Here is a 26,834-nt window from a genome sequence, read left to right on the forward strand (position 1 = left end):
TGAACCAGAACACCAGAACAAAACACATAACAACAAAGGGAGTAAAAAAATGAAAAAAATGTTATCTCTTGCCGCCATGTTTGCTGTACTGTCGTACGCATCACCGGCATCGGCAGAACTGAAAATAAGCGGTGACGCTTCAACCCGTCTGAGAGACGACTTCGGCAAGGCCAAAACAGCTGCAGGCGTTACAACCAATACGCAGGACCAGTATTTCCAGTATCGTGTTCGACTGAAACCCTCTGCCGATCTTGGTGATGGTTACTTCTTCAAGGGCTTGATTCAGAATGAAGGTGTTGCCGGCGGCTGGCAGACTATTGCAGCATCCAATACCGAGCGCAACAGCCTTGAGGTTTCACAGTTCTACTTTGGACGCAATCTTGAAAACAGCCATTATTCTCTTGGCCGCCTTCCGCTTGGAAGTCTTGATAACCCGATTCTGGATCTGACGCTTTACGCTATCCCGGGAACCGGCCCACAGGGTTCAAAATTATATGCTGTGGATACACCGATCTCCACAAACCACTTTGACCGTCTTTTTGGATTCAACTACGGGGTTAAGCTCGGTGGAGGCGAACTCAATGCTGTTCTTGTCAACTTTGACAACCTTTCATCGACGGCTACAGTCAATAAGGGGCTTTTGAATGACGGCTATGGTATCACTGCGAACTACAAAACCACACTGGGCGATGTAACCGTGGTTCCGCAGGCGTACTATACGATTACCCGCATATCGGATGGTCGCAGGCCATACTCCTTTGGTGGACAGGCCTTCATTCCGGTCGGGAAATCCAAAGTTGCACTCAGCGGTTTCTATACTGCCGACAAGAACACCTACCAGGCCACTAACTGGGATTACAGCGGCTATATCTTCAGGGTCAAGGGAGAGTCCGGTCCTGTTACGGCATGGGTTGACTACAACAGAACCAAAGACAAGTCTGCTGCAACCACGGTTGATTACGACAACCTCTTTGTCTGGGGATCATACAAGGTTAACGTGCATGAAGCGGCTACCGGAACTTTCAGCATCACGCCTACCCTTCGCTACCGTGCAAGCGGATCGCAGGCCGTCGGTGCCTCAAAGGCGACGAATGATCTGCTCCGGACAGAAGTTTATGCAACCGTAACCTTCTAAATGGCATCTCTATAAATTTATTCCGCGATTCGATTGTGTCGTTGGGCGGTGCTCGAAATACTCATGTACTCCTGTGTACACTCCGGTTTCTGTGCGCCGTCCGCCTCGCCCTCAAACCGCTCACGACAATTTATAGAGATACCTTCTTGTATTCTTTCACTCCGGCATCCGGGCCTCTGTCGCGGCAAAGTCATGTGGGGACTTTAATGGTGTGTGTGTGCATCTTCTCTTCAGAATGGCCCGGATGTTTTTTTTACCCGGCGATGTGGGTGAGTGGTCTAAGCCAAGGGTCTGCAAAACCCTTTTTCACAAGTTCGAATCTTGTCATCGCCTCAAGGAAACCTCTATTTAAGACTCATAAATAAAGGGTCCTGTTTTAACGTTTTGTGTTGTGTCGTGTAGTTCCTTTGCGCATCCGGGTGAGTTCAGAAAAGTGTAATCGGGTACATCTTTTCTCTATCCTGACCCGGATGTTTTTTTCTTCCTTTCCGTCATACCCTCTTTTCGACTCTTTTCCGGAGAAATTTCATGAAAAACCGTATCATGATTTGATAAACCTCCCCTTTATACCATATTTGCGGTATTTCCCTGGGTCAGGTTTGGAGATATGCCCCCTCTTGGCGTTTATTAACAATCGTTACGCTTTGCTGTTTTTGTGACTTCAGCCGGAAGAAGGATGGTGAGCGACCGGAACTTGAAATATTATAAACAATTAGAATCTCTGATAGCATGTCTGAACATGAGCTTGACCTGGCGGCTTTAAGCAAGGTTGGAATGATGCGCCAGAAGCAGCCTGATTATTATGTCATGCGGCTTAAAGCGGTTGCCGGTGATATGACAGCAGCTCAGCTTGCCTGTGTTGCCGGAGTTGCTGAAAAATTTGGCAAAGGGTTTGTGCATCTCTCCACCCGTCAGGGTATAGAAATCCATTACGTCCATCGAGACAACCTTGAAACTGCCCGGCTTGAACTCCAGAGTGCGGGTATCGAAATGGGAGCCTGCGGTCCGAGAGTCCGGGTGATTGTTGCCTGTCCTGGAGAGGAGACCTGCCGATGGGGTTCCATTGATACCAAAAAGATTGCACGGGAACTTGATACAAGATATTTCAAGCAGGAGACCCCCTCAAAATTCAAACTGGCGGTAACCGGATGCTCCAATAACTGCACCAAGGCCAATGAAAACGATATCGGCGTCAGGGGCGCCATCGAGCCAAAATGGGTGGCTGACCATTGCAACGACTGCGGGCTCTGCATTTCGACCTGTCCGGTAAGTGCCATTGAACGCAAGGATAGTGACGAAGGATATAGCTATGTCATAGATGAGAAGCGCTGCATCAACTGCAGTGTCTGCACCTCACTCTGCCCCTCGAACTCCTGGGTTATCGGCAGGAAAGGGTATACTCTCTATATCGGCGGGACCATGGGCAGAGTGCCCCGTTTCGCTTCTGTACTGAAAAAAATGGTTGAGAGCGAGGAGGAGCTTTATCTACTGATTGATAAATCCATAGCCCTCTACAGGGAGAAAGGGCGGAAAAAGGAACGCTTTGGCCATATGATTGACCGGATTGGTCTGGACGCCGTAAAGGAGGAGCTTCTTGGCAAACCCTGAAATAACAAAAACCCTTGATGTGCAGGGGATCTCCTGCCCGGTCAATGCAGTTCGCGTCAGGGCTGCCGTTGCAGAATTGAAGGGTGATGAACTGCTTGAGGTGCTCGTAGATGAAGGGGAAGCGGTTCAGCGCGTTGCCCGCACACTCAAGGATTGCGGCCACCGGATCGTCAAGGTTGAAAATCGTGGCGAAGGCGTGAGCGTGATTGTCGGCAAAAAACAATAGTTGCGGTACCTTTATAAACGAACCGAGTTATGAGCCAGGAAAAGATCGAACAATTGAGCACTGAACTCTCCGGCAGTTCACCCGAAGAGATATTGCGTGCGGCCGTCGCCTGTTTTGGCGCAGCAAATATGGCATTTGCATCAAGTTTCGGGGCCGAGGATCAGGTACTTACCGATATGCTGCAGAGGGAAAAACTACCGGTTCCGGTTTTTACGCTTGATACCGGGCGGCTTCATCAGGAGACCTACGATGTTTTCGATGCCACCAGAAAGCATTACGGCATCGAGATTGAAGCGCTTTTTCCCGATACGGCCGCTGTTGAATCGATGCTGGTGCAGCATGGTCCGAATCTTTTTTATGACAGCATTGAAAAGAGGCGCGAGTGCTGCCGTATACGAAAGGTGCAGCCGCTCAAAAAAAAGCTTTCAACAGTGAAGGCCTGGATATGCGGTCTTCGCCGCGAGCAGTCGGTCACCAGAACCGCTGTAGCTCCGATTGAGTGGGATGCCGCGTTCGGCCTCTACAAGATAAACCCGCTTGCCGAAGTGTCGGAAGAGTGGGTGTGGGAGTATATCAAAACGCACAATGTTCCCTTCAACAGGCTGCATGAAGAGGGCTATCCGAGCATTGGATGCGCACCCTGTACCCGGGCGGTCAAGCCGGGAGAGGATCTCCGTGCAGGACGCTGGTGGTGGGAGATTGCCGAGCACCGGGAGTGCGGTCTGCATCGTGAAAAACAGTAACTCTATCGAAAGCGAATCAATGGATCATCTCGACAAACTCGAAGCCCAAAGCGTCTATATTCTCAGGGAGGCATACCGGGAGTTTAAAAGCCTCTGCATGCTCTGGTCGATCGGCAAGGACAGTACCGTCATGCTCTGGCTTGCCCGAAAGGCCTTTTTCGGTCACGTACCAATTCCCCTTGTACACGTTGACACGCACTACAAGATTCCTGAAATGATCGAGTACCGTGACCGTCTCGCGCTGGAGTGGAACCTCAATATGATCTACGGTGAAAACCGTGAGGCGCTTGATCAAAAACTCACCTTTCCCGATGGCAACACCGACCGGCTCACCTGCTGCAAATATCTGAAAAGCGAAGCATTGAAGCACACCCTTTCGGGTGAGTGGCCGCGCTATCGTATGGATCATGAGCTCAAGCACTATGTTCAGGATGAGGGTAAAGAGCCCTATACCGGCGTTATAGCGGGAGTCAGGGCGGACGAGGAGGGGAGTCGTTCCAAGGAGCGCTATTTCTCTCCAAGGGACAAGGATAATGTATGGGATGTCGGCGACCAGCCGCCCGAGTTCTGGAACCAGTTCAAGACCGATTTCGCTCCCGGCACCCATGTGCGCATTCACCCGCTTCTCGACTGGACCGAGCTGAATATCTGGGAGTATATCGAGCGCGAAAAGATCCCCGTGGTCTCGCTCTACTTCAATCAGGGAGCAGGCATACGATACCGTTCACTCGGTTGTTACCCCTGCACCAACCCGGTTGAATCCGAAGCGCGAACACTGCCTGAAATCATTGATGAGCTCAAGAGCGGCAAGTTTTCAAACATAGCCGAACGCTCCGGTAGAGCCCAGGACAGTGAAGATGGAGGGGGGTTGGAGACGCTCCGCCGCGACGGGTACATGTGAAGTCACAGCTCTTGATTTGTTTCGCGATTTGATTGTCGTGAGAGGAGATCTCTCTCTGCGTTCGAGATGACACAGCCGAGGGGGTTCTGAATTTTGGATTGTTTTTTTCGGTGTCATCCCGAACAATCCTCATTGTCATTCTGAACAGTCCCCACTGTCATCCCGAACTGAAAGGAGGGATCTGATTGTCGTAAAAGGAGATCTCTCACGTTGTTCGAGATGACATAACAAAGAAGGGATTTCCTGGATATTTCTCTTCGTCCTTGCTGTCCTTTTGGTCCTTTGCTTTTATCGTTAAAATATTTTGATCAGTTCTCTTTATGAATGGACGTTCGCAGATGAATATTGTTATAGTCGGTCATGTTGATCACGGCAAAAGTACCGTGATAGGCCGGCTGCTTGCCGATACGGGATCACTGCCACAGGGCAAGCTTGAATCGGTCAAGGAGAGCTGCCGCAAAAACTCGAAGCCTTTCGAGTATGCGTTTCTGCTTGATGCGCTCAAGGATGAGCAGGCTCAGGGCATTACCATCGATATGGCCCGCTGCTTTTTCAACACCGAAAAGCGTGACTATATCATTATTGACGCTCCAGGCCATATCGAGTTTCTGAAAAACATGATTACCGGCGCATCCCGGGCTGAAGCGGCTCTGCTTGTGATTGATGCCCATGAAGGGATACAGGAGAACTCCAAACGGCACGGCCATATGGTATCCATGCTCGGCGTGAAGCATGTTACGGTGCTGGTTAACAAGATGGATCTCGCCGGATACAGCGAGGAGGTTTTTGAGCAGCTTAAAAAGGAGTACACGGCTTTTCTTGCCCAGATCAAGGTGACGCCGGTCAGCTTTATACCGGTCAGTGCCCGTGAGGGTGACAATATCGCTTCGCTTTCCGACCGTATGGAGTGGTACAAGGGAGCAACGGTGCTTGAGCAGCTTGACCGCTTTGTCAGCAGCAAGGAGCTTCAGGAACTGCCGTTCCGCTTTCCCGTGCAGGATATCTACAAGTTTACCCGGAGTGATGACGACCGCCGGATTGTTGCCGGAAGTGTGGCGGCAGGTTCAGTGCAGGTGGGTGATGAGGTGCTCTTTCTCCCCTCCGGCAAGCAGTCGGTCATCCAGTCGGTAGAGTCATTCAACACGCAGCCAAAACAGCGGGCGACAGCCGGTGAGGCAGCCGGTTTTACCCTCACAACCCAGATCTATATCCGTCCGGGAGAGCTTATGGTCAAGCCCTCCGAGCCCCAGCCGGAAGTGGGCAGCCGGTTCCGGGTGAACATCTTCTGGGTCGGAAGGGCTCCGATGATCCGCCAGAAAGAGTACAAGCTCAAGCTGGGTTCCGCTCGCGCTTCGGTCAAGCTGGCAGAGATCAGCAATACGCTTGACGCTTCGGATTTGAGTTACAGCAAGAGCAAGCAGCAGCTTGACTGCCGTGATGTTGGCGAGTGCATACTTGAAACGGCCCGTCCCATAGCCTTTGATCCGGCCTCTGCCAGTGAAACAACAGGCAGGTTTGTGATTGTTGATAATTATGAAATTTGTGGTGGCGGTATTGTTCTTGAAAATCTTTCGGCGGGCGAAACCCTGCTCCAGCAGCATATCCGCGATCGGGAAAATAACTGGGAGCCCGGGCTGGTGCACGTTGAGGAGAGGGTTGCTGCAAACCGGCACAAGGCGAAGTTTATTGTTTTTACCGGTGCACAGGGTACCGGGAAGCGTGCCGTTGCCAAAGCTCTTGAACGGGGACTTTTTGAAAACAGCCTGAATGCCTACTATCTTGGAGTAGCCAATATTGATCGCGGTCTTGATGCCGATCTTGGAACTCATGCCGACAGTGCCGGCGAGCGGCTGCGGCGGATTGGTGAGCTTGCCCGTATTCTTACCGATGCAGGGCTGATCTTTATTACCACGATTGATGATGCTGATGATTACGATATCGAAACCCTGAAGCAGCTGAACGAACCCAATGATATTCTCGTCATCAACCTGGGCGAAAACGGTTTTTCCCGATATCAGCCTGATTTTGAGCTTCCTGCAGGAGTGAATGTCGCTGACGCTGTAAGTCAAGTGGCTGATATTCTGAAATCACGGGAGATCATTATCGACTACCAGATATGAAGGCAACTTCATAGATTGGCGTGAGTCCCGATTCCGATGCAGTCGGGAAGAATCAATTAATAGTGCTACCGATGAGCTGGTTGCCGATATGCCTTAAGGTTGAAAATAAACAGGTGCTCATTCTGGGCGGAGGAAAAGCCGCCCTTGAAAAAATTCAGATGCTTCTCCGGTGTGACGTTCCGGTTACGGTAGTCGGTGAAGAGATTGATGACTCCATTCTGCAAAGCGGCTGTAACTGCCATCTCCGACCATTCCTCAGTGGTGACCTTGAGGGAGTTCTTCTTGTTTACGCCTGCAACCGTGACCGGGAGGTGAACCGTCTTGTAAAAGAGGAGGCCAACGCCCGCGGTATTCTGGTCAATACACCCGACGATCCTGAACTGTGCGATTTTATTACCCCGGCACTCTTTATTGACGGCCCCATGATGGTTGCCGTTTCGTCGGGAGGCACGGATGTACGAAAGGCTGTAGAGTGGCGGAACAGGATAAAAACATACTTCAGCACCCATGACCCGATATCCTGAGCCTCTCCGCCGTATAGTTGAGCATCTTGAGCACTCTCCTCTTGAACCATCCTGGTTTGCTGTTGACCCCTTCAGTTGCCTTCCGGTTGAGGATGACCTTTTTCAGGTTCTCTTTGACGGGCGCGGGGATGCACTTTTTATGCCGGCTCCAACACTTCCGAAGCACATACCCGAAGATCTTGAAATTGCAGCGCTGCTCTCCATCAGCAGTGGAGCGGATAAGAACGCCTCGCATCCTCTCCACTCCATGAGCGCTCTTGTTGTACGAAAGGATCGTGCTGATCTCAAGGTGCTCTTTGCCCCGCTTGATCTTCGCCGCAGCTACGGCAAGGTCTATTTGACCGGTGCCGGTGCCGGGAGCCGTGACTATCTGACACTGAAGGCTGACAAGCTCCTTCGTTCAGCCGGGGTGATCTTCTACGATGACCTTATTGATACAAGTCTGCTTGATGCCTATACGGCAGAAAAGGTTTACGTCGGCAAGCGAAAGGGGCTTCATCATGCCGACCAGGATGCCATTAACCGTCAGCTTTATCTTGCAGCAGTAAAAAAACAGATTGTGGTACGTCTAAAAGGAGGCGATCCGCTTATTTTCGGAAGGGGAGGCGAAGAGCTGGCCTGGCTGTGTGAGCGTCAGATTGATGTCGAAGTTGTTCCCGGTGTCTCAGCGCTGCAGAGTGCTGCGGCGTCAGCAGGAATCCCGCTTACCCAGCGGGGTCTCAGCGGAGGGGTGACCCTGCAGAGCGCCCATAATGTTCTCGGCGGAGGCACTCCGCGAACCCTGGTTTACTTTATGTGTGCCAGCAGGTTGATAGAGCTGCAGGCAAAACTCATAGAGGATGGGGTAGATGAGGATATACCGGTTGCTCTGGTTTTCAAGGCAGGTTTTTTTGATGAAGCGCTGACCATGACAACCGTCAGTCAAATGCATAACGCAGAGCAGGCCTCTCCACTCCTTGCCATAATCGGCCGGACAGCCGCGCTTTACAGGAAACGGTCAAAAATTCTCCACACGGGTGGTGATCCATACCGCTCTTTGCTCCCCGGAAAAATTGTACCCCTCGCCGATATTACAACCGGAGGGAAAACAGTGGGTGAAGCTGACCTGTCACTCTTTTCAGGGATTGTTTTAACCGATGCGGCGATGGTTGATTCACTGATTGCCGCGTTCGGTGCGTTTCCTTCGCATCTCGTGCTCTATGCCGAGGGTTCTCCGACTGCCGAAGCACTTCGAAACCGGGGCTACGGCAGCAGAGTTATGGAGGTATGAACGAGGATTGTTTGACGATCAGATTTCGTAATCGCCCGCAAAGACCTTGACCTTGTTGAAGGTGACAAAGACCTTGTCTCCCTTTTTGAGCTGGAGGTTTACGTAGAGCTCTCTGGGTATTTCAGCATCAATCGGCTGATCAAACCCTTCGCAATCAATATTCAGACCGATCTGACCGCCAAGCAGGCGGATTTCACGGATGGTGCCCTCAAGATCGTTTCCTTCACTCCTGATTTTGCTGATTCCTATCTCGTGAGGGCGTACAAAGGTCTGGCTTGTTTTTTCGGCACTGTTTTTCAGCTCATCAGGAGCATCAACACTGTGACCGCCAAGTGTTACCATCCCTTCGTGAACACGTCCGTGGAAGACGTTGACGTTACCAAGGAAGTTGTAGACAAAAGCGTTTGCCGGATGGTCGTAGACCTCCTGCGGCGTTCCCTGCTGTTCGATTTTCCCCTTGTTGATTACAACAATTTTGTCGGCCAGCTCCAGAGCCTCCTCCTGGTCGTGGGTGACGAAAATACTGGTGACATGAATTTCATCATGCAGTTTGCGAAGCCATCGGCGAAGCTCCTGGCGTACCTTGGCATCAAGCGCCGAAAAAGGCTCATCAAGCAAAAGCACTCTCGGATTGACCGCCAGCGCCCTTGCGAGGGCTACACGCTGCCGCTGACCACCCGAGAGCTGTGAAGGGTAGCGTTTGAGCGCCCACTCCATCTGTACGAGTTTCAGAAGATGCTCGACCCGATCCTTGATTTCGCTCCGCCCAGGGCGTTTGCCGCGCGGAAGCACCTTGAGGCCGAAGGCTACATTTTCATAAACAGTGAGGCGCCGGAAGAGGGCATAGTGCTGAAAGACAAAACCTACATTTTTCTCCCGAGGCGGCAGGTTGGTTGTGTCCTTGCCTTCAAGGATGATCTTTCCTGAATCAGCGGTTTCCAGACCGGCAATAATGCGCAGCAGGGTTGTTTTTCCGCATCCCGATGGCCCAAGAAGCGCAATAAGATCTCCCGAAGCGATATTAAGGCTGATATTGTCAATCGCCGTATAACCGGTGAATTTTTTTGTGATGTTCTGAAGTTCAATACCCATTGTCAGATCTTAATGTTGTGAGCTGTTTTTCTGAAACCTGTTTTCCATGAAAGCCTTGACAATTACCGTAGTCAGGGCGAGAAACACAAGCAGTGAAGCCACGGCGAACGATGCCGTGAAGTTGTATTCGCTGTAGAGAATTTCCACATGCAGCGGAATTGTGTTGGTCTGTCCGCGGATATGACCTGATACTACTGATACCGCTCCGAACTCACCGATTGCGCGTGCGCTGCAGAGAATCATGCCGTAGAGCAGACCCCAGCGGATGTTCGGCAGGGTTATTTTGCCGAATATCTGCCATCCTTTTGCTCCGAGTGTCAAAGCTGCCTCCTCTTCGTCGCGCCCCTGGGCTTCCATAAGGGGAATCAGCTCCCTTGCCACAAAGGGAAAGGTTACAAAGAGGGTTGCAATGACAATACCGGGTGTAGAAAAGATGATTTTGATTCCCTGCTCGCCAAGCCACGAGCCGAAAGGGGTTCGGCTGCCGAGAAGCAGCACAAAGATAAGACCGGCGATGACCGGAGAGACGGCAAAGGGAAGATCGAGCAGGGTTTTCAGCGCTGCTTTACCGGGAAAGCTGAATTTTGTGATTGCCCATGCCGCCGACACTCCGAAAAATGCGTTGAGAGGTACGACAATAGCTACGGTTATCAGCGTCAGCTTGACTGCTTCAATCGTGTAGGGCTCTTTTATCGCTTCAACATAGAACTCCCATCCTTTCTGGAATGCCTGGGAGAAGACGAGGCCGAGGGGCAGAAAAACAAACCCGATAAAAAAGAGCAGGGTAAGGCCGATGAGTAATATCTGCACCGGTACCGGGTCGGATATCTTTTTTCGTAAAACGGGAGGGTTTACCTGTGATGGTTCTGGTTTTAACATGGTGTGCTTAGCGATATTCTTTCTGTTGCCACTCCTGCACTGCATTCAGCAGAAGAATCATGGAGAATGAGATGACGAGCAGTACCAGCGCTACGGCTGAAGCTCCGTTATAATCGTACTGATCAAGTTTTGACATGATCATCAGGGGTGCAATCTCGGTTTTCATCGGCAGATTTCCTGCAATGAAGATGACCGAGCCATACTCGCCGATACCCCGCGCAAATGCAAGGGTTGATCCTGTGAGCAGTGCCGGAAAGAGATGAGGCAGGAGGATCTTTCTGAAGGTCTGCATGCGCGTAGCCCCGAGGCAGTGTGCCGACTCCTCTATCTCCGGCTCAAGCTCTTCAAGCACCGGCTGAAGGGTACGGACTACAAAGGGAAAACCGATAAAAATAAGCGCTATGACTATGCCTGTTGGTGAGTTGATCACCTCAATGTTCCATTTTGCTGTTATATCGCCAAGCCATCCGACGGGCGAGTAGAGGGTGGCAAAGCAGATACCGGCAACTGCGGTTGGCAGGGCAAAGGGAATGTCCACAAGGGCATCAAGCACCGCTTTACCGGGGAAACGGTAGCGAACCAGCACCCATGCAGTAAGAAGGCCGGCAACAGCATCAAAAAGGGCTGCGAAAAAAGCGGTTGAAAAACTCAGTTTGTAGGATGCAAGAACGCGGGGGGCAGTAACGGCACTCACAAAGGGCTCCCATCCCATGGGAATTGCGTTGAAGAAGATCATGCTCAGCGGAACAATCACAACGGCTGACAGGTAGAATACCGTGTAGCCCATCGAGAGCCCGAATCCGGGCAGAATGTTTCGTCTTTTTTTCTGGAAAATTCCCATTGTTCAAGTTAATAACTATACAAATATAGCGGAAATCGGGATATCTGCCGATATCCCGATTTCCGCCTGGAACTGCTTTTATCTAAGGTGAATCTTGATCAGGGAAGATAGATCTGATCGAACACACCGCCATCCTTGAAGTGGGTCTTCTGGGCTGTGCGCCAGTCACCGAAGAACTCTTTCAGGGTAAAGAGCTTGATTTTCGGGAAGTTCGCACCATATTTTTTCAGTGCGGCAGGGCTGCTCGGGCGGTAGTAGTTACTGGCAATGATCTCCTGTGACTGAGGCGTGTAGAGGAAGTTCAGGTATGCTTCAGCAAGTTTGCGCGTGCCGTGTTTGGCCACGTTTTTATCAACAACGGCTACCGGCGGTTCAGCAAGTATGCTTGTTGCCGGCGCTACGATCTCAAACTTGTCCGACCCGAACTCTTTCAGAATCAGGTGGGCTTCATTTTCCCAGGAGAGAAAGACATCGCCAAGTCCGCGCTGTGCGAATGTCAGGGTAGAGCCGCGTGCACCGGTGTCGAGCACAGGAACATTTTTGTATAAAGCCTTGACGAATGCTTTTGCCTTTACTGCTGAACCGGTCTGCTTCTGTTTGAAGCCCCATGCTGCAAGGTAGTTCCAGCGTGCGCCGCCCGACGTTTTCGGGTTAGGGGTGATCACTGATACACCCGGTTTTACGAGATCATCCCACCCTTTGATCCGTTTCGGATTGCCCTTGCGTACTACAAAGACAATGGTAGAGGTGTACGGGGTGCTGTTGTTGGCCAGTCTTTTCTGCCAGTTCGGGTCAATGAGTTTGCTGTCGGCAATAGCATCAATGTCATACGCAAGCGCGAGTGTTACAACATCAGCTTCCAGACCGTCAATGACCGCACGACCCTGTTTGCCTGAACCGCCGTGTGACTGGTCGATGGTGACCGTCTGACCTGTTTTGGCTTTCCAGAATTTGATAAAAGCAGCGTTTTCGCTCTGGTAGAGCTCCCTTGTCGGATCATAGGAGACGTTGAGCAGCTTGGCCGGTGCCAGTGCTGCCTCGGCTACAACGCCCGGAAGGCCCGAAGCAAGTAAGAGTGATGCCGCAAGTGTAATTTTTTTAGTCCAATTGAGATGCATAGTGATTCTCCCTGTAAAATAGTCTTGTTGGTGTTTTTAAAATTATAAATCCGGTAAAAAAAAAGCCGGTTCACTGCTGTATTCAGAACCGGCTCTGCACATAATTCCCTTCAGGAGCTATGGACAACAGCCGGACAAAGTATTGTTGTAATCTCTTTTCAGTTGACAGCAACAGCGCTCTTCAGAGCAAAATGGTGTATATGAAAAAATGCTCATTAATCCTCCGTTTCGTTCACGATTGTTAATAAAAATCAATATTTCCAAGCTTTCCAACTCTCTACCATAAAAATACCATAAATAGGGTACGCCGGACCGGGATTGACCCGGTATGAGCATGGTGTTCAGTGGAATTATAAAAGAGCACTATGATAAATTGTCGTGAGTGCCACCTTAAAGCCAGGAGCCTACTCGTTTGGCCGCCACAAAACTGCTCCACGCCAGGGCGGCAATAAGCCGGTCATCTCCGGGGAAGCTTGAGGAGAATGCCCTGACGACAGTTTCATCGACACGCCAGGGGGCAAGAGCTGTAAGGAGCGCAAGCCTTCCTGCGGCTTTATCCTTTTCTGTCAGATGAGTTATTGCCTCATCAAGCAAGATACTCGCCATTCCGGGGTCACTGCCGAACCAGTTCTGAACTGATGTATGTACTGCTTTGCGCACCTCAGCAGAGAGCGACCGCTCTCCTGATTTTTCGATGACGTGAGCAAAACGGGCAAATGCCGCGGAGATCACCGGGGAGGGTTCGGCCCATAGCATATCATCCGGCAGTACTGCTTCCGGAAGCAGCGCCAGCGAGGTACCCGGCGGTTTCAGGAGCCGGATAGCACCACCGAAAAACCATGCGGCCATCTGCATCGCCACCTTTTTCGGGAACCCGCTGCTAAAGGGGAGTGGAGAGTTGCCGAGCAGAATGGTGACCATCCGGTTGATATAGTGGAAAATAACTGCTGTGCCGATAAAGGCAGGTGCCTCCTTTGAACTGAAGGGGGGTGTTGCAAGGAGAGGTGAACCGGGGGTGCGGGTCGCTGCGGCCCATGCTGCAACATCGCGGAGGAACTCATCTTCTATCTGTTCGGGATCGTTATCTGCCAGAGCCTTCGAGAAGTCATGGCCTGAGGATTCAAGCAGCATGATGCGGTGGGCATCAAGGCAGTAAGGGCAGCGGTTGAGTGATGAGACAGCGGCGGCAACCACCTCTTTTGCATCCCTGCGTCCGCTACCGGCAAGCAGTGTTTCACGGGTTGCGATCCAGACTCCGGCAAGCAGCTCCGGAACCGGCAGGTGAAGGGTAAAGGGCTCAACCTCCGCTCCGAACTCCCGGCGAATCTGGCCGAGCACCTTTCCTGCAAGGGTGTCAGCGGAAAGAGTTGCCGAGGGTGTGATATACCGGATGCTCATGACGGTATTTGATTTGATATTTCTGAAACTCGTTCGGTCATCTCATTTCTCGTGTTGTTCTGAACCAGATAGAGAATGTGGAATGTATCCTGTTAACACTTTTTGATTATTCAGGATATGCCTCATGAACCAAAATGCAGGAGTGTATATTATATTTGTTCTGTGAACACATCTTCAAATAAGGAAAAGTAATGAAAATGCGGTTTTTTGCAGTAACGGTAATTGTGCTCTCATGTTTTCTGAGCTCATCTTTGGCATGGTGCCGGACCGGGGATGAAGCATCAATAAAGAGCCTCCGCACACCAGCTGTTGAACTGCCTACGAGGGCTATTTCCCTCAGGACTCTTCAGCAAAGGCTCGCGGATGACCAGAAAACAGGAGCTTATGATAAAAAACTGCTCTTGATGAATGACCTGACGACTGTTTCCGGCTATGTGTTCGATAACTCCACCAATGACCTGATCCTCATTGGGCGGGTTGAGGCAGGTCAGCCTCCGCTCCATCTGGAAGACTTTGTTGTGGCGCTCAGAAATACCTGGTTCAAATATGCTGTTCTGAAAGGAAATACCTATTACTACACCTATCCGGGCTGCTCTATTGATCCGGATCCACAGGTAATGAGGCGACTTCAGGACGTCGGGCAAAAGATTCTTGGGGCTTCTTCTCAAGCCGGCATTCAGGAGTGGCAAAGCACGTGCCGGTTACCACAGAGTGTGAGAGTTCTTGGAATTCCTTTTGATACGCATTTTGCTCAGGTAATGGTAAGTGCTGATTACGATATGAAGAGAGTGGTGGACGGGTCTGATTCATTGCAAATTCAGGGATTTTCCAGCTTGACGGATATAACTATGGCGAAAGCGAAGAGTGACATTATTCAGGGGAAGTCACTTTCAATTCCTCGTTCAAGTATGAACCGGTTCTGGTTCTATCCGGGAGAGAATGCTTTTGTGCAGGATCAGGGGATAATAACCATTAAAAACAGCCCTGTAACCCTTCTCTCTGAAGCAGAGTATATCGGTCAGAGCGGTAAGATTGTCGGGGTAGGACAGACCGATGCTTTTGCGGTCGAGTTCACCAGAAGTTTCACAACCCGGTACGCTGAAGTGGCTGAACTGCGGCCGATCTATAAAGAACTTGAAAATCTTTTTCGCTTTGTTGCTCTTGCCAAAATTATGAAAATCAAGTCCGCAGGTACGGAGTCGGGAGTGGATCTGGGGTATTTCCTGGACCGTTTTCAGCTTCCCTCAACATTGGTCAGCCGCCAGCTTCCAGGTCGTTCCAATGTCAGGAATTTCAGACATCGAAAAAAGATTAAGGGCGGCTATTCAACCATGCAGCTTTTGATGCCCAGTTGTGGTGGCGTTGGCATGAACATCGAAGTGAGCGATAAAAACTTCGTCAAGGATTCCTCAGGCAAACATGCAGAACTGAGGGATGAAGTGTTAGCAGCAAGACCCTCTTCAAATGCATTGTCATGGGATGTCCGGAAAAAATAGAGGTGAGGTTGAACAAGGATTTCCGGCTGTTTTAGAATCTTGTTTGATGCTCAGCTTTCTCCATTGTCATCCCGGGTAACTCCCATCCAGCGAGATCCCTCTTCGCGGCCGCGTCGGTTATCGGGATGACAATCCGGGTACAGGCACAAAACTTAAAGCGCCTCAACCACCCTTCCATGCAGCTCATAGGCGGCACTGTCGGTGATTTCAGCCATGCAGAATGAGCCGACCGTAACCGGCTGGTTATTGATGGTGAGCATACACTCGTTGTCAACCTCGGGCGCGTCATACTGTGTGCGGCCGAGAGCGGTGTCGCCTTCAATCTGATCGATCAGCACCTTGAGGGTTTTACCCTCGAATACCCGGTTGTTCTCTGCCGAAATAGACTCCTGCAGCTCCATCAGCTCGGCTACCCGTTCGCGCTTCTCCTCCAGGGAGAGGCTCTCTTCGAGCTTGTATGATGGGGCGTGCTCTTCGTGGCAATAGGGGAAGCAGCCGAGCCGGTCGAAACGGCTCTCCTCCACAAACTGCAAAAGCTCCTCGAACTCTTCACGGGTTTCGCCGGGATAACCGGCAATCATGGTGGTTCGCAGCCGGATGTCGGGATTTTTCTCCCGGATGGTTTCAATCAGCTTTATGGTCTCAGCTTTATTGATCCCGCGGTTCATTGAACGCAGGATGCGGTCGTTGCAGTGTTGAAGAGGAATATCGAGATAGTTGCAGATGTTCTCCCGCTGGCGCATGGTGTCGATCACCTCAAGCGGAAAGCCGACCGGGTAGGCGTAAAAAAGGCGGATCCAGTCGAACTCCATATCCGAGAGGCGGAGCAGCAGGTCGTTCAGGAGGGTTTTTCCTTCAAGGTCGTAGCCGTAGAGGCTGATGTCCTGCGCAATTACATTCAGCTCGCGCACTCCGGCGCTTTTCAGCAGTGCGGCTTCGCGCAGGAGCTGTTCGGGCGGCTGGCTTATGTAGCGGCCCCTGATTTTCGGAATTGAACAGAAGGAGCAGGCGCGGTTGCACCCTTCGGCAATTTTCAGGTAGGCGTAGTGAGGAGGCGTGAGCAGAGAGCGCCGGTCATAGAGTTCCTCGCGATAAACTGCCCCGAGAGCTGCAAGCACTTCAGGAAGCTCGCGGGTGCCGAAAAATCCGTCCACCTCCTCCATCTCTTCGTGAAGCTCCTTGCGGTAGAGCTCCGTGAGGCATCCCATCATGTAGACACGCTGAACCTTGCCATCAGCTTTTTTACCGATGGCGGCAAGCGTTTCAGCAATCGACTCCTCCTTGGCATCCTCGATGAATGCACAGGTGTTGATGAGAATGGTATCGGCCTCGTCAGCCGTTTCGGTAAAGGTGATGCCGGAGGCTTCGGCCTGCGCCATGAGCCGTTCGGAATCGACGGTGTTTTTGGAGCAGCCGAGGCTCAAGAGAAATACGTTATGCTTTGTCATTGTCATTGAATCGTTTCAGAAAATCATCCTTCCACTCCAGGAACGAGCCCTGCTGGATATGGGTACGGGCGGTTGCGGTAAGCCACATGAAGAATGAGATGTTCTGCAGGGTGCAGAGCTTGAGGCCGAGTATCTCTCCGACATTCAGGAGGTGGCGGATATAGGCGCGGGAGTAGTTGCGGCACACCTCGTTATCGAACCCTTCGTCAATCGACGAGAAGTCGGCTGCAAATTTTGCGGAGCGGAGGTTCATCTTGCCTTGGCGGGTATAGACTCTGCCGTTGCGACCTTCACGGGTCGGGATAACGCAGTCGAACATATCGACGCCCCGCTCGATGGCATTCAGGATGTTTTCGGGTGTGCCGACTCCCATCAGGTAGCGGGGCTTGTGCTCCGGCAGAAGGGTATGCGAAAGCTCAAGAATGCGGTACATCTCCGGAGCCGGTTCGCCCACCGCCATGCCGCCGATTGAGTAGCCGTCAAAATCCATATCGACGAGTGCCTTTATGGATACCTCCCGCAGATCGTCGTGAATACCTCCCTGCGTGATGCCGAACAGGTATTGATCATGGCCGTAGAGCGGGGAGGTTGCAGTGAACGCTTTTTTTGCCCTTTCAGCCCAGCGGATGGTGAGCTCTCCCGACTTTCGGATATACTCCTTTTCAGCCATGGAGGGGGGGCACTCGTCGAGCGGCATCATGATATCGCTGCCGATAATGCGCTGGGTATCCACCACGTTTTCAGGAGTGAACTGCTGCATGGAGCCGTCAAGGTGCGACTTGAAGATCACCCCCTCCTCGCTGATTTTGCGCAGCTCGGAGAGCGAGTAGACCTGGTAACCGCCGCTGTCGGTCAGGAGCGGTCCATCCCAGTTCATAAATTTATGGACACCTCCGGCTTTGAAGATAATATCGTTGCCGGGCTTCAGGTAGAGATGGTAGGTGTTGGCGAGAATAATATGGACGTTACTCTCTTTAAGCTCGTGCGGTTCAACCGATTTAACGCTGGCTCTGGTGCCTACCGGCATGAAAACCGGAGTAGGTATTGCGCCGTGAGCGGTATTGAGCACACCGCACCGTGCGGCTGAACGGGGGTCGGTCTGGAGAAGGGTGAATTTCATCTGTGTAGAAACATTAACCTGTTGCGCGCTTCGATAGCATCGTTGAGCGGTGCTCGAAATCCTCGTGTACTCTTGTGTCCACTCCGGTTTCTGCACTCCGTTCGCCTTGCTCTCAAACCGCTCACGACGGTTAACAGGACAATCAGAACCTGATAATAGGGATTTTGAACCTGTCAAGGTACCCAAAGCCCCGCACAAAACAAAGAGCGTCATAACGCACAAAAGCGCCTCGGGCAACCACCGGGACGCTTTCGCACTTGAAAGAACAAAAAATTAGCAGGATTACTTCGAACAGCCTGTTACTTGCAGCCGGCATCATCTACACAGCAGTAATTCAGATCAAGTTTTGCCGATAAGACCGAGCTGTCATCCTGAACGGCAAAACTGATTCTGTTACCCGTTACCATTGCTGCCGTAACTGGAACCGTAACCGTCTGTTGTTGCCCTACAGTGACAGTTGGAGGTATTGGATAGATATATTTCCACCATAGTTCTGTGCCATTTTTGAGAATATATGCTTTGTCATTGCCGGCATCATTCGAAGTATGGGAAATTCCTTTTTGCAGGGCTTTTACGGTAATGGAAAGTGTTCCCGATACAAACTGGCAGCACTTGCTCGGCAGTTTCCACTCAAACGTATGCTTTACGATTTTGTTTATGGTACTGCCACACATACCATCGAACTGTTGGTTCGGGCCTGGCGGGCGAAAATCAGGCGCGTATGGATAAGTTGGATTTCCACAGCCGATGTTCAAAGCGATATGCACCGGGTTTGGGCAGGGGATTTCTTTGAATGGCAAAATATTGCGATCAACGGACACTTCAGCATGAGCTGTTCCGACTAATGCCATACATAGTGCGACAGCCACAATTGCTAATTGTTTGATTCTTTTCATACGTTTCTCCTTTGTTCATTGAGGAGTTGCACTCCATTCCTGTAAACACAACTCCTGAGTTGTTAAGATTAAACCAGTCCGGAAAAAAGATTTTTCCGGACTGGTTTACTTGCTTACTGCTGGTGGTGATTGTACAGCGGCACTACAAAACTCTGAACAGGCAAGGCTTCCCTATCAAAGGGGTAATACGTAAATGATTCTTTTTTAATAGTATAAAATTACGTATAAATAGCATCAAAACAAAGCGTTCCGACATTTTGTCAGTCAAAGTATCAGTTTTTTGATGCTTGAAAGGCCGGGCTTGTGGGTGCATATTGCTGTTTTCAGATACGGCAACGCTACCGCAGCTATTTGAAAGGAGCTTGAATGTATGTTCTGCTACTATTTTTCACATTCTTTATACTGCAAGACGATTCTGAATTCTGGTCGGTACCCAAAGCCCCGCACAAAACAAAAAGCCGTTCCTTCCCTGAATCCTATTCTATAAACACAAGATCAATCATCTGCTGCACGATATCCATGTGGCGCTGCTCATCCGACGATATTCGCAACAGAGTCTGTTTGACCGTCTGATCCTCAACATTCTCGGCAATGGTTCGCACGACATCACGCTGAAGTTTTTCATACCTGCCCAGTGAGTCGAAAAAACCTCTCAGATCTTCATTAGTATACATTGGTATCGCTGTTTGATATTGAAACAACAAGGCTGTTGAGCATGGCTTCATGGAGTATTGAATCCTCTTTCAGGATATCCATAAGGTAGTGTAGTTTACCCAGTACCTCCCCATCGAGGCTTGACTGATTGAGCGCTATGCTCAGGTGTTTTGTAATCAGTGCAACAAGGGCCTCCTCGGAGAGCGCAGCCATCTTGAGCTTTTTGACTAACTCCTGTTTTTCAATCATTGGTTGCGGTTGTTTTTGTTATCTGAAAATATTCTGCCAGCCAGGCAAGGCTGTTTACATAGTAGTCGTCAGCTTCGTTGTAGTAGTATTCATCATTTTTCCGGTGGATAAAATCCCGGAGATGCTGCAGCATTTCCGGAGCGACAGAAGACTTTGCCGCCTCTGTTGCCGCATAGGCAGCGCAATAGAAAAGCGGGTTTTCCATGGAGGATTTTGTTGCGTCGCTACCGGAATAACCGGATACAATTTTGCCGTTTTCTCTGAACTCCTGCTCGAAAAATTCTGAAAACCTGCGCAGCACCTTCAGTGCCCGGTGATCATCGTTGAGCCGGTAATCCGCAGCAACCCGTAATGGCACTCTTACCGCATCCCAGCCATACACATTCTCTCTACCCGGCATAGGGAGAATATTTCCCTGCGGGTCAAGCGCACACCAGTCGGGTACCAGACCCGGCTTCCGGCTGCTCTTCTGAAGGCGCCCGAGCAGGTCATACGTTGTATCGACCAGCTCCATCCATCGGTTGTCTTCGGTGACCGCATAAAACAATTTGAAATGAGATGGTGCATAATAGGATGGGTTTTGGGGAACCGTTTCGGGAGTACCACCCCCTTCCCCGGCCGGCCAGGGGAGCAGATAGAGTCTGTTGTTAACCAGCACGGTCTCTTTGTCAAGAATACTCTGGAGTACCTTTCGGGCCAGGTCGAGGTAGTGTGATTCCTGCCAGGTGTGCCAGGCGAGCAGAAGGCTGTAGGCATAATCGATATCGGCGTCAGAAGCAGCAGTAGAATCGCTTACCCTGCCGTTTTCAAAATGCCATGCGAGCAGATCGTCTCCATGCGACTCCCTGCGTGAAAGCTCTGCTTTGCTCCATGCAAGACATTCGTCAAAGGTTTTTCTGTCATCCATCAGTACTGCGCGGAGCATGGCGTAAGCCTCACCTTCGGAGACTGTATCATTGCTGTTTTGCGGGCGGACTACCCGCCCTTCTGTAATGAACGTGCGTTTGTAATGAACCCATGAACCGCGAACGACCTCTTCGGGATCGACCGGCGCGGCGGAACAACTGCTCGACAGAAGCTGCACCAGAGAGAGGAGCAGGAGTGGTATAAGATTTTTCATTTTCGGTTGAAGTAAAATATCGATCCGAACATAAGAGCATGCAGCGCTATCCATACCATGTTCAGGGCAATTGCCACGGTCGGTTCTTCATAAAACCGGTAGGCTCCCCGGCTCAAGGCAACGAGATGCAGGGCAAACAATGAAAGCTGTATGGAGAGCGTTCTCAACGGAACATTTCTTGCGCCCTCCTTGGAGGTAATCTGGAACCCTTTTTTCCGGTTGAAGAGTACCTGCAATGAGGCCCAGACATAGACCGGCATCGTCATCATACTCAACATCTGCACCTTGAAAATATTACGTGCCGAATAGTTTTTCTCTCTCATACTTGAGTAATAGACCATAAAGGAGAGGAGGAAATAGGGCACAAAGGTCAACAGATAGACCTCCGGTGCCATAAAAAAGGAGGGGATGTTAAAAAAGATATACATGATCGGCCCGGCCATCAGGAAGAGATCAGCCCATCCGATAAAGTAGTAGCTGGAGCTGAGTGCGTACTCAAACCACTGGATCGGCCTGATCGCCTTGATGTTAGTAATAAAGAGCAGAAGAAGTTTTCGGAAGAGCTGAAAACTGCCCATGGCCCATCGGCTCTGCTGCTTGAAATATGAGCCCAGATCTTCGGGAGCCATACCGAAGGTGAATGCTTTGTTGTAGTAGAGTGACTTCCAGTGGTTTTTGTGCAGTTTCAGTGAGGTTGCAAAATCCTCCGTAACCGTATCCTCCTCAAATCCGCCTACATCCTCAAGCGCGCTCCGGCGGAGCACGACATTGGTTCCGCAGCAGAACATCGAGTCATGGGAGGATTTTGCTTCACAGACATACTCAAAAAAAACAGCCTGCTGTGCATTGGCCACGAGTGCTACCGGACTGACCTTTATATTGGTATAAAATTGCGGGGTCTGAACAAAAGAGAGGCGGTCATCACCCTCAAGAAATGGAAGCACTTTATCGAGAAACTGCGACATCGGGTTCTGGTCGGCATCAAACACGGCAATATATTTCTCCTTCATGGTTGCCATGAAGTCGTTGATCAATCCGGCCTTTGCCCCCCGGTTATTCGGACGGGTGAAGAGCTCAACGCCATACTCATCGGCAAGTTCTCTTGCTTCCTGTTTATACTGTTCAATCGAAGAGTCATCAAGCAGGTAAATTTTCTTGTTGGGGTATTCAAGGTTGATACAGGTAAGCAGGGTATCGGCAACAATGTGTTTTGGTTCATGTCGGGCAGGAATGACGATGGCGACGGAGGCATCCTCTCCGGGCTCTTTTTGAATCTGCTCCCTGACCGGTTTTTGATCACGCAGAATATTGAGGAAAAAAGCGAACGAGTGAACCATGAGAAAGGACTCTGCGCAAAAAAACAGTACGGCGAATATCTGCTCGAAGAGGTTGACTCTTGCATGGTAAAGCGAGAAGGTGCGGGCCAGAAGATAGAGGGTAAGCATAATTAACAGCACTACGATCTGGACCACAAATATTCTGGATTTATTGCTCTGCTTCATAGGATCGTCAAGTCTGGAAGTGGTTTTTTAAAAACTCCACAGAAGTTCACCTTGCAGCCGCCGGTCCTGATAGATCGACGCCGATGTATCCCATGTGTATTGATATTCCACCGATGAAGAGAACCGTTGGCTCCAGTCATGGTGGAACCCGGCCTGAACCTGGTGTGATACATTGCCTCCTGGCTCCAGACTCAGTCGGAAAGCCGACGAGAAATAGCTGTCGTTTCCACCCTGAAAAAGCTCCGCATTTTGAAAATGATGCCGCCATTCAATGCCTGCCGTATGCGTGACAAATGATGAGGGAGTCCAGTAGGTTTTGCTGTGCCGGTTGAAAGCATACTCCTGTATCCGGTAGCTTATGTTCAGCCGTTCCGGGTCATAGAGCAGGCGCGCAGTCAGATCCGCTCCGGCGGTTATGAGCCTATTGCCGTCGGAATAGAGGTCAAGGGCGTAGTCAGCTCCCGCACTCCAGCGATGGTATCCGTCATAGACTACCCGGCCCTGCCATCGGCTTGTCTGAAGATGGTTCCGGTATGTTGTAGAGTTTTGTATCACCTCTTCACGGTGGAACCCGAGGCCGAGATGAAGGTTATCAACCGGAGTGCTTACCGCCTCGGCGTATCCGGTTTGACTATCCTGCAAGCCATCAGAGTTCTGACGCCACCCTGAAGCCGCACGCAAAAGCATATCCGGCTGGTTGCGGTATTCAATGCCGAAGGTCAAACCCCGGCTTATGGGGGTCAGTGAGGTTTCATCAAAATGATAGAACCGGCTGTCGAGCTTCATAAACAGTGAAAGCTTATCCTGCACCTGACGGGAGAAGGTTGAGTAATAGCCGGAGAATGCTACATCGGTCAGTCGGCCTCCACTTATCGCTTTAAAGAACTCGGCGCCACTCTGAACCTGCGTCATGGATATGTACTGCCTTGTTTTCTCTCTGGCCGATATGGCCATCTGGTGATCAGGAACAGCGGCGAGCAGTTCGTCATAGGTTGAGGCAGCATCACTCCATCGGCCCTGCTGCATGGAGAGCTGGCCAAGGTCAAAGAGTGCTTCAGGGTTATCCGGTTCAGCCTGAAGCCATAGCTGATAGGCCGAAAGGGAGTGGCGGTAAGCATTACGGTAGTACTCCCGTTTGGCAGCAGCTTCTGCCTTGAGTGCCCGGTTTTCCGGATATGCCTGAATAGCTTTATCATATTCAGCAAGCGCGTTGTCGTATCGGGTCATCCATCCCAGTACCCGTGCTTTTTCGCGATAGTAGAGAGGGGAGGGATTTTCGGCGATCAGCCGGTCGTATGTGGCAAGGGATGTTTCATAATCCCTTTGCCAGCTCGAGACTTGTGCAATCAAAAGGAGCGCGTCAATGTTGCCGGGCTGAATCTGCAGAAGTTCGCGGCATACCTTTATCGATTCGGTATAGTTGCCCTCTGCCATTGCCACACCGGCAAGCCGGAGATAAAAGAGGGGGAGTTCAGGCTTTTTGCTGATCAGTTCGCGGTAAAGAGCAGATGCCCGGCCATACTCTTTCCGGGCAAAGGCAAGTTCGGCCTCGGCCTGAAGCACCTCGATATCACCGGGATAGCGTTCGGCAAGGGTTGTGATCACGGTAGCAGCTTCAGCCTGCTCCTTCATCGTCATGAGTGCATTGGCAAACGAGACCGCCTGCTTCCCGGGGAGTTTTCCTGCCTTCCAGAGCTCCCGATACCGGGTTACTGCCGGTTCAAATTGACGGTCGAGAAAGAGCAGGTCGGCATATTCTGCCTTGATGGTGTCGTTTCCACGACCGGCAGTGATAACCCCGCTGTAGAGCTGGAGCGCTTTTTGGCGGTTACCTGACCATTCAGCGGTTTTAGCTGCTGAAATGTTCAGCAGAGCATCATCAGGGTGACGCAGCAGAAGCCGGTCATAAAAAGGAAGGGCTTTTTTCGGTTGTTCCAACCCTTCATAAGCCCAGATCGCTTTTCTCTGGATATCCTCATCTTTTGGAAACCACACGAGCAGTTTTTGGATCACCGCCTCTGCATCACGGAACCGGCCACCCTTCAGGAGGGTATCCGCAAGTTCCCGTGTTTTCTGGCGGTCAAGAGAACCGTTACGGAACGCTGCCATGGATGGCACATTCCGGCGCAGGAGGGGCAGCGGTTCTGCCGAGAGCGATTGCCGTAATCCTGTTGCCGGAACTTCCATCACGGTCAAGCCGACCATGAGAGTCAAAAAGCTTGTGATCTTTGATTTCATGAACTCCGGATCATGTTTGAACCACAATAACCAACAGAGCACTCCATAATTTAAAGTACTAACAACAATACTTCAGCAATAATTCGTTTTGCATATCGCTTGGAGAAAGGGGGGAAAGCACGAGGGTACTGCACATTGCGGGAGTTTCAGGCTGGCTGTTTGCCCGGTCGATCTTGTGGATGTAACAGCATGCGGGAGGCTCAGGCAGGGTATACATAAACGGGGCGGCCTTTGTGAGCCGCCCCTTTGTTATCATGTCACTTAATCAAGCTGAATTGCACTTTTGGTCTTCTCTCTTCTGGATCTCTCCTTTGCGTTAAAGTTATCCATACAGCCACTATCCTTGCCCTCTACCAGAGAACACTCCAGATACTCGGTTATCTCCATGATACAGGCTCTGATGGCCTTTCCGACTGGTGTATTCTTGTACTGGCCAAGGTTGCCATTAAATCCGCCACTTGAAACTCCAAGGCTCAGACCACTGGATTTTGATGTAGCCTCTACCGTCCGGGCATCATAGATTTCGCCGGTTTCAACTTCAATCACCTTCAGATCGACAGCCATGTAAGCTTTGTCCTGTTTGCCTCCGAGGCTTATACCGCCGAAGGAGAGTCCACCTCCGCTGCCGCTTGTATTCTGCTCAAAAGCTGAAACGGTAGCAGCAACCAGATATTTGGCGCCGGTAATATTGCCAAGTTTCGATCTTGTTTTGGGGTTGACCCTTCCGGATGCCCCCAGATCCTGCTCCTGGATAACGGCATCAAGTTCCTTCCTTTCGAGTACCCGAAAACTGTTCGTCGATGCCAGCTCGGCAATAAGCATATCCTGCAGATCGGTTCCCACACTTCCACTCCACCAGCCTGCTGATGTGTGGTTGGTAAACCTTAACACGCCGATACGAGGCCTTTCTGCGGCATATCCTTGAGAAAAAAGCGAGAGGGAAAAAAGAAAAAGAGAGATCAGAAAAACTTTAATCCGCATGATGATTCTCCAGGGTTTTAGGGGGTTAAACAGAAAACCTGCAAAGTACTTATCATAAAGTATAACAGTAAAAAGAAAAACCAAAACAGGCAGGGAATACGAACCCCCTTAACTTTTACTTACTCTGTACTTTAACGCTTTTCATGGTGTTCATTTTTTCATGCTTTTCTTTGCACTCTTGATGAAGCGCCCGAATGCCCTGTCTTTTTTACGTTTCTCCAGATACGACATCTCATGGAACTCCGACTCTTTGCGGAGTTTCAGATAATTTGCATAGCGCTCTTCACTGAGTTCACCCTCCGCAATCGCCGAAAGAATCGCGCAGTCCGACTCCTCTGTGTGGCTGCAATCGGCAAAGCGGCACGATTCAGCAAGCTCAATGATATCTTCAAACCCTTTGTTGACGCCATCTCCGGCGCCGAGAAGGCCGAGCTCCCTCATGCCGGGTGTATCAATGAACATAACGCCGTTATCAAGCACGATGAGCTGCCGCCGCGTTGTTGTGTGTATGCCCTCTCCCGTTGCGCTGACCGCATTGGTATCAAGATCATCCCGTCCGGTCAGGTGATTGATCAGCGTTGTTTTGCCGACTCCGGATGAACCAAGCAGGCAGCAGGTTCGACCTGGTAGTAGGAGCTCGCGGAGTTCGTCGATACCGGCACCGGTGACGTTGCTGAGAGCAATAACTCTCGTTGTGATTCCGGCTGCTCTGACAGCCGCAAGCTTCTCCTCCAGCTCATCCCGGGAAATCAGGTCTGTTTTGGCAAGAATGACAACCGGCTCAACACCTCCGTCTGCGGCCATGACCAGATAGCGGTTCAGTCGTGCGAGATTAAAGTCAAAGTGGCATGACTGGACAATGAATGCGAGATCAATGTTGGCGGCAATCATCTGGTACTCCACCTCCGTTCCGGCACGCTTCCGGCGTAAACATGTTCTTCGGGGAAAGAGGGCGTGGATTATTGCCGAGGCACCGTCATTGTGATACTGCACGCTGACCCAGTCGCCGACACATGGCAGCTCAACCGATGACTCGATATGGAACGAGAAGCGTCCTGAAAGTTCAGCCGGAACCTCTCCGTGTTCACTCCTTATAATGAAGGAGTTTCGATCAACGGCCGTTACGCGGGCTATCTCCTTCCCACCGGGCGGGAGATCATCAATATGAGCCTGAAACCACTCGTCAAAGCCGAGTTCACTCAAATGTATCATAACCTTCTACCTGAAACTTTTCAGCTCGATCTGATAGATCCGGAAGAAACGGATCGTCAGGAA

At 50.9% G+C, this 26,834-nt stretch carries 24 protein-coding genes and 1 tRNA gene; 10 read left to right on the forward strand and 15 right to left on the reverse strand.

Annotated features, from left to right (window positions below; translation table 11 throughout):
• The first annotated feature begins 49 nt into the window (after window positions 1–49).
• The 9 genes from G9409_RS09175 to cobA all read left to right on the forward strand — a co-directional run bounded on the left by G9409_RS09175 (window position 50) and on the right by cobA (window position 8,527).
• The gene (locus G9409_RS09175) at window positions 50–1,135 is read left to right on the forward strand and encodes a porin (protein ID WP_166808481.1); all 1,086 of its coding nucleotides are present in this window, start codon (window positions 50–52) and stop codon (window positions 1,133–1,135) included.
• A 259-nt stretch (window positions 1,136–1,394) separates the two neighbouring features.
• Window positions 1,395–1,468 (forward strand) — tRNA-Cys (locus G9409_RS09180).
• A gap of 396 nt (window positions 1,469–1,864) precedes the next feature.
• Window positions 1,865–2,743 (forward strand): 4Fe-4S dicluster domain-containing protein, encoded by an 879-nt coding sequence (locus G9409_RS09185; protein WP_166808482.1) that lies wholly within the window; start codon window positions 1,865–1,867, stop codon window positions 2,741–2,743.
• The gene (locus tag G9409_RS09190; RefSeq protein ID WP_166808483.1) at window positions 2,730–2,969 is read left to right on the forward strand and encodes a sulfurtransferase TusA family protein; all 240 of its coding nucleotides are present in this window, start codon (window positions 2,730–2,732) and stop codon (window positions 2,967–2,969) included. The genes G9409_RS09185 and G9409_RS09190 overlap by 14 nt, the downstream gene beginning before the upstream one ends.
• A gap of 29 nt (window positions 2,970–2,998) precedes the next feature.
• Window positions 2,999–3,712, forward strand: coding sequence for a phosphoadenylyl-sulfate reductase (locus G9409_RS09195; protein WP_166808484.1), 714 nt, complete (start codon window positions 2,999–3,001; stop codon window positions 3,710–3,712).
• A 19-nt stretch (window positions 3,713–3,731) separates the two neighbouring features.
• Window positions 3,732–4,613: a sulfate adenylyltransferase subunit CysD gene (cysD, locus tag G9409_RS09200; protein WP_166808585.1), complete on the forward strand. Its 882-nt coding sequence runs from the start codon at window positions 3,732–3,734 to the stop codon at window positions 4,611–4,613.
• Between the two features lie 320 nt (window positions 4,614–4,933).
• On the forward strand, window positions 4,934–6,733 hold the full coding sequence (locus G9409_RS09205; RefSeq protein ID WP_166808485.1) for a GTP-binding protein: 1,800 nt from the start codon (window positions 4,934–4,936) through the stop codon (window positions 6,731–6,733).
• 71 nt (window positions 6,734–6,804) lie between these two features.
• Window positions 6,805–7,257: a precorrin-2 dehydrogenase/sirohydrochlorin ferrochelatase family protein gene (locus G9409_RS09210; RefSeq protein ID WP_166808486.1), complete on the forward strand. Its 453-nt coding sequence runs from the start codon at window positions 6,805–6,807 to the stop codon at window positions 7,255–7,257.
• Window positions 7,241–8,527, forward strand: coding sequence for a uroporphyrinogen-III C-methyltransferase (cobA, locus tag G9409_RS09215; protein WP_166808487.1), 1,287 nt, complete (start codon window positions 7,241–7,243; stop codon window positions 8,525–8,527). The genes G9409_RS09210 and cobA overlap by 17 nt, the downstream gene beginning before the upstream one ends.
• 18 nt (window positions 8,528–8,545) lie before the next feature.
• Here cobA and G9409_RS09220 read toward each other — a convergent pair whose 3' ends face one another.
• The 5 genes from G9409_RS09220 to G9409_RS09240 all read right to left on the reverse strand — a co-directional run bounded on the left by G9409_RS09220 (window position 8,546) and on the right by G9409_RS09240 (window position 13,855).
• Window positions 8,546–9,619, reverse strand: a complete 1,074-nt coding sequence (locus G9409_RS09220; RefSeq protein WP_166808488.1) for a sulfate/molybdate ABC transporter ATP-binding protein — start codon at window positions 9,617–9,619, stop codon at window positions 8,546–8,548.
• Window positions 9,620–9,628: 9 nt separating this feature from the next.
• Window positions 9,629–10,498, reverse strand: a complete 870-nt coding sequence (gene cysW / locus G9409_RS09225; protein ID WP_166808489.1) for a sulfate ABC transporter permease subunit CysW — start codon at window positions 10,496–10,498, stop codon at window positions 9,629–9,631.
• Between the two features lie 7 nt (window positions 10,499–10,505).
• Window positions 10,506–11,339 (reverse strand): sulfate ABC transporter permease subunit CysT, encoded by an 834-nt coding sequence (gene cysT, locus G9409_RS09230; protein ID WP_166808490.1) that lies wholly within the window; start codon window positions 11,337–11,339, stop codon window positions 10,506–10,508.
• 98 nt (window positions 11,340–11,437) lie between these two features.
• On the reverse strand, window positions 11,438–12,457 hold the full coding sequence (locus G9409_RS09235) for a sulfate ABC transporter substrate-binding protein (protein ID WP_166808491.1): 1,020 nt from the start codon (window positions 12,455–12,457) through the stop codon (window positions 11,438–11,440).
• Between the two features lie 390 nt (window positions 12,458–12,847).
• Window positions 12,848–13,855: a carboxymuconolactone decarboxylase family protein gene (locus tag G9409_RS09240; RefSeq protein WP_166808492.1), complete on the reverse strand. Its 1,008-nt coding sequence runs from the start codon at window positions 13,853–13,855 to the stop codon at window positions 12,848–12,850.
• Between the two features lie 191 nt (window positions 13,856–14,046).
• On the opposite strand from G9409_RS09240, the gene G9409_RS09245 reads away from it, so the two are divergent.
• Window positions 14,047–15,351: a DUF1598 domain-containing protein gene (locus tag G9409_RS09245; RefSeq protein WP_166808493.1), complete on the forward strand. Its 1,305-nt coding sequence runs from the start codon at window positions 14,047–14,049 to the stop codon at window positions 15,349–15,351.
• Window positions 15,352–15,503: 152 nt separating this feature from the next.
• Here the strand turns inward: G9409_RS09245 and rimO are convergent, their stop codons facing one another.
• From rimO to rsgA, 10 genes are all read right to left on the reverse strand, one after another.
• Window positions 15,504–16,799, reverse strand: coding sequence for a 30S ribosomal protein S12 methylthiotransferase RimO (gene rimO, locus G9409_RS09250; protein ID WP_166808494.1), 1,296 nt, complete (start codon window positions 16,797–16,799; stop codon window positions 15,504–15,506).
• Window positions 16,786–17,919 (reverse strand): tRNA guanosine(34) transglycosylase Tgt, encoded by a 1,134-nt coding sequence (tgt, locus tag G9409_RS09255; protein ID WP_166808495.1) that lies wholly within the window; start codon window positions 17,917–17,919, stop codon window positions 16,786–16,788. The genes rimO and tgt overlap by 14 nt, the downstream gene beginning before the upstream one ends.
• Window positions 17,920–18,218: 299 nt before the next feature.
• Window positions 18,219–18,815 carry a hypothetical protein gene (locus G9409_RS09260; protein ID WP_166808496.1) on the reverse strand — a complete coding sequence of 199 codons (597 nt, stop codon included), beginning with the start codon at window positions 18,813–18,815 and terminating at the stop codon, window positions 18,219–18,221.
• Window positions 18,816–19,291: 476 nt separating this feature from the next.
• The gene (locus G9409_RS09265) at window positions 19,292–19,489 is read right to left on the reverse strand and encodes a hypothetical protein (RefSeq protein WP_166808497.1); all 198 of its coding nucleotides are present in this window, start codon (window positions 19,487–19,489) and stop codon (window positions 19,292–19,294) included.
• Window positions 19,479–19,718 (reverse strand): hypothetical protein, encoded by a 240-nt coding sequence (locus tag G9409_RS09270; RefSeq protein ID WP_166808498.1) that lies wholly within the window; start codon window positions 19,716–19,718, stop codon window positions 19,479–19,481. The genes G9409_RS09265 and G9409_RS09270 overlap by 11 nt, the downstream gene beginning before the upstream one ends.
• Window positions 19,711–20,838, reverse strand: a complete 1,128-nt coding sequence (locus G9409_RS09275; protein ID WP_166808499.1) for a glycosyl hydrolase family 8 — start codon at window positions 20,836–20,838, stop codon at window positions 19,711–19,713. The genes G9409_RS09270 and G9409_RS09275 overlap by 8 nt, the downstream gene beginning before the upstream one ends.
• A complete protein-coding gene (locus tag G9409_RS09280; RefSeq protein ID WP_166808500.1) occupies window positions 20,835–22,340 on the reverse strand; it encodes a glycosyltransferase family 2 protein in 1,506 nt (501 codons plus the stop codon). Before G9409_RS09280 ends, G9409_RS09275 begins: the two co-directional genes overlap by 4 nt.
• Window positions 22,341–22,367: 27 nt before the next feature.
• Entirely contained in the window at window positions 22,368–24,578 is a 2,211-nt protein-coding gene (locus tag G9409_RS09285) for a tetratricopeptide repeat protein (protein WP_166808501.1), read from the reverse strand.
• 261 nt (window positions 24,579–24,839) lie between these two features.
• On the reverse strand, window positions 24,840–25,559 hold the full coding sequence (locus G9409_RS09290) for a CsgG/HfaB family protein (protein WP_166808502.1): 720 nt from the start codon (window positions 25,557–25,559) through the stop codon (window positions 24,840–24,842).
• 150 nt (window positions 25,560–25,709) lie between these two features.
• Window positions 25,710–26,771 (reverse strand): ribosome small subunit-dependent GTPase A, encoded by a 1,062-nt coding sequence (rsgA, locus tag G9409_RS09295; protein ID WP_166808503.1) that lies wholly within the window; start codon window positions 26,769–26,771, stop codon window positions 25,710–25,712.
• Between the last annotated feature and the right edge of the window lie 63 nt (window positions 26,772–26,834).

Origin of the sequence: Candidatus Chlorobium masyuteum (assembly GCF_011601315.1) — a bacterium.
GTDB classification, from domain to species: Bacteria; Bacteroidota; Chlorobiia; order Chlorobiales; family Chlorobiaceae; genus Chlorobium; species Chlorobium masyuteum.

Excerpts from the sequence above, each read along its gene's own strand:
- G9409_RS09175 (WP_166808481.1), top strand. The coding sequence starts at position 50 with ATGAAAAAAATGTTATCTCTTGCCGCCATGTTTGCTGTACTGTCGTAC.
- G9409_RS09185 (WP_166808482.1), top strand. The coding sequence starts at position 1,865 with ATGTCTGAACATGAGCTTGACCTGGCGGCTTTAAGCAAGGTTGGAATG.
- G9409_RS09195 (WP_166808484.1), top strand. The coding sequence starts at position 2,999 with ATGAGCCAGGAAAAGATCGAACAATTGAGCACTGAACTCTCCGGCAGT.
- cysD (WP_166808585.1), top strand. The coding sequence starts at position 3,732 with ATGGATCATCTCGACAAACTCGAAGCCCAAAGCGTCTATATTCTCAGG.
- G9409_RS09205 (WP_166808485.1), top strand. The coding sequence starts at position 4,934 with ATGAATGGACGTTCGCAGATGAATATTGTTATAGTCGGTCATGTTGAT.
- G9409_RS09210 (WP_166808486.1), top strand. The coding sequence starts at position 6,805 with ATGAGCTGGTTGCCGATATGCCTTAAGGTTGAAAATAAACAGGTGCTC.
- cobA (WP_166808487.1), top strand. The coding sequence starts at position 7,241 with ATGACCCGATATCCTGAGCCTCTCCGCCGTATAGTTGAGCATCTTGAG.
- G9409_RS09220 (WP_166808488.1), bottom strand. The coding sequence starts at position 9,619 with ATGGGTATTGAACTTCAGAACATCACAAAAAAATTCACCGGTTATACG.
- cysW (WP_166808489.1), bottom strand. The coding sequence starts at position 10,498 with ATGTTAAAACCAGAACCATCACAGGTAAACCCTCCCGTTTTACGAAAA.
- cysT (WP_166808490.1), bottom strand. The coding sequence starts at position 11,339 with ATGGGAATTTTCCAGAAAAAAAGACGAAACATTCTGCCCGGATTCGGG.
- G9409_RS09235 (WP_166808491.1), bottom strand. The coding sequence starts at position 12,457 with ATGCATCTCAATTGGACTAAAAAAATTACACTTGCGGCATCACTCTTA.
- G9409_RS09240 (WP_166808492.1), bottom strand. The coding sequence starts at position 13,855 with ATGAGCATCCGGTATATCACACCCTCGGCAACTCTTTCCGCTGACACC.
- G9409_RS09245 (WP_166808493.1), top strand. The coding sequence starts at position 14,047 with ATGAAAATGCGGTTTTTTGCAGTAACGGTAATTGTGCTCTCATGTTTT.
- rimO (WP_166808494.1), bottom strand. The coding sequence starts at position 16,799 with ATGACAAAGCATAACGTATTTCTCTTGAGCCTCGGCTGCTCCAAAAAC.
- tgt (WP_166808495.1), bottom strand. The coding sequence starts at position 17,919 with ATGAAATTCACCCTTCTCCAGACCGACCCCCGTTCAGCCGCACGGTGC.
- G9409_RS09260 (WP_166808496.1), bottom strand. The coding sequence starts at position 18,815 with ATGAAAAGAATCAAACAATTAGCAATTGTGGCTGTCGCACTATGTATG.
- G9409_RS09265 (WP_166808497.1), bottom strand. The coding sequence starts at position 19,489 with ATGTATACTAATGAAGATCTGAGAGGTTTTTTCGACTCACTGGGCAGG.
- G9409_RS09270 (WP_166808498.1), bottom strand. The coding sequence starts at position 19,718 with ATGATTGAAAAACAGGAGTTAGTCAAAAAGCTCAAGATGGCTGCGCTC.
- G9409_RS09275 (WP_166808499.1), bottom strand. The coding sequence starts at position 20,838 with ATGAAAAATCTTATACCACTCCTGCTCCTCTCTCTGGTGCAGCTTCTG.
- G9409_RS09280 (WP_166808500.1), bottom strand. The coding sequence starts at position 22,340 with ATGAAGCAGAGCAATAAATCCAGAATATTTGTGGTCCAGATCGTAGTG.
- G9409_RS09285 (WP_166808501.1), bottom strand. The coding sequence starts at position 24,578 with ATGAAATCAAAGATCACAAGCTTTTTGACTCTCATGGTCGGCTTGACC.
- G9409_RS09290 (WP_166808502.1), bottom strand. The coding sequence starts at position 25,559 with ATGCGGATTAAAGTTTTTCTGATCTCTCTTTTTCTTTTTTCCCTCTCG.
- rsgA (WP_166808503.1), bottom strand. The coding sequence starts at position 26,771 with ATGATACATTTGAGTGAACTCGGCTTTGACGAGTGGTTTCAGGCTCAT.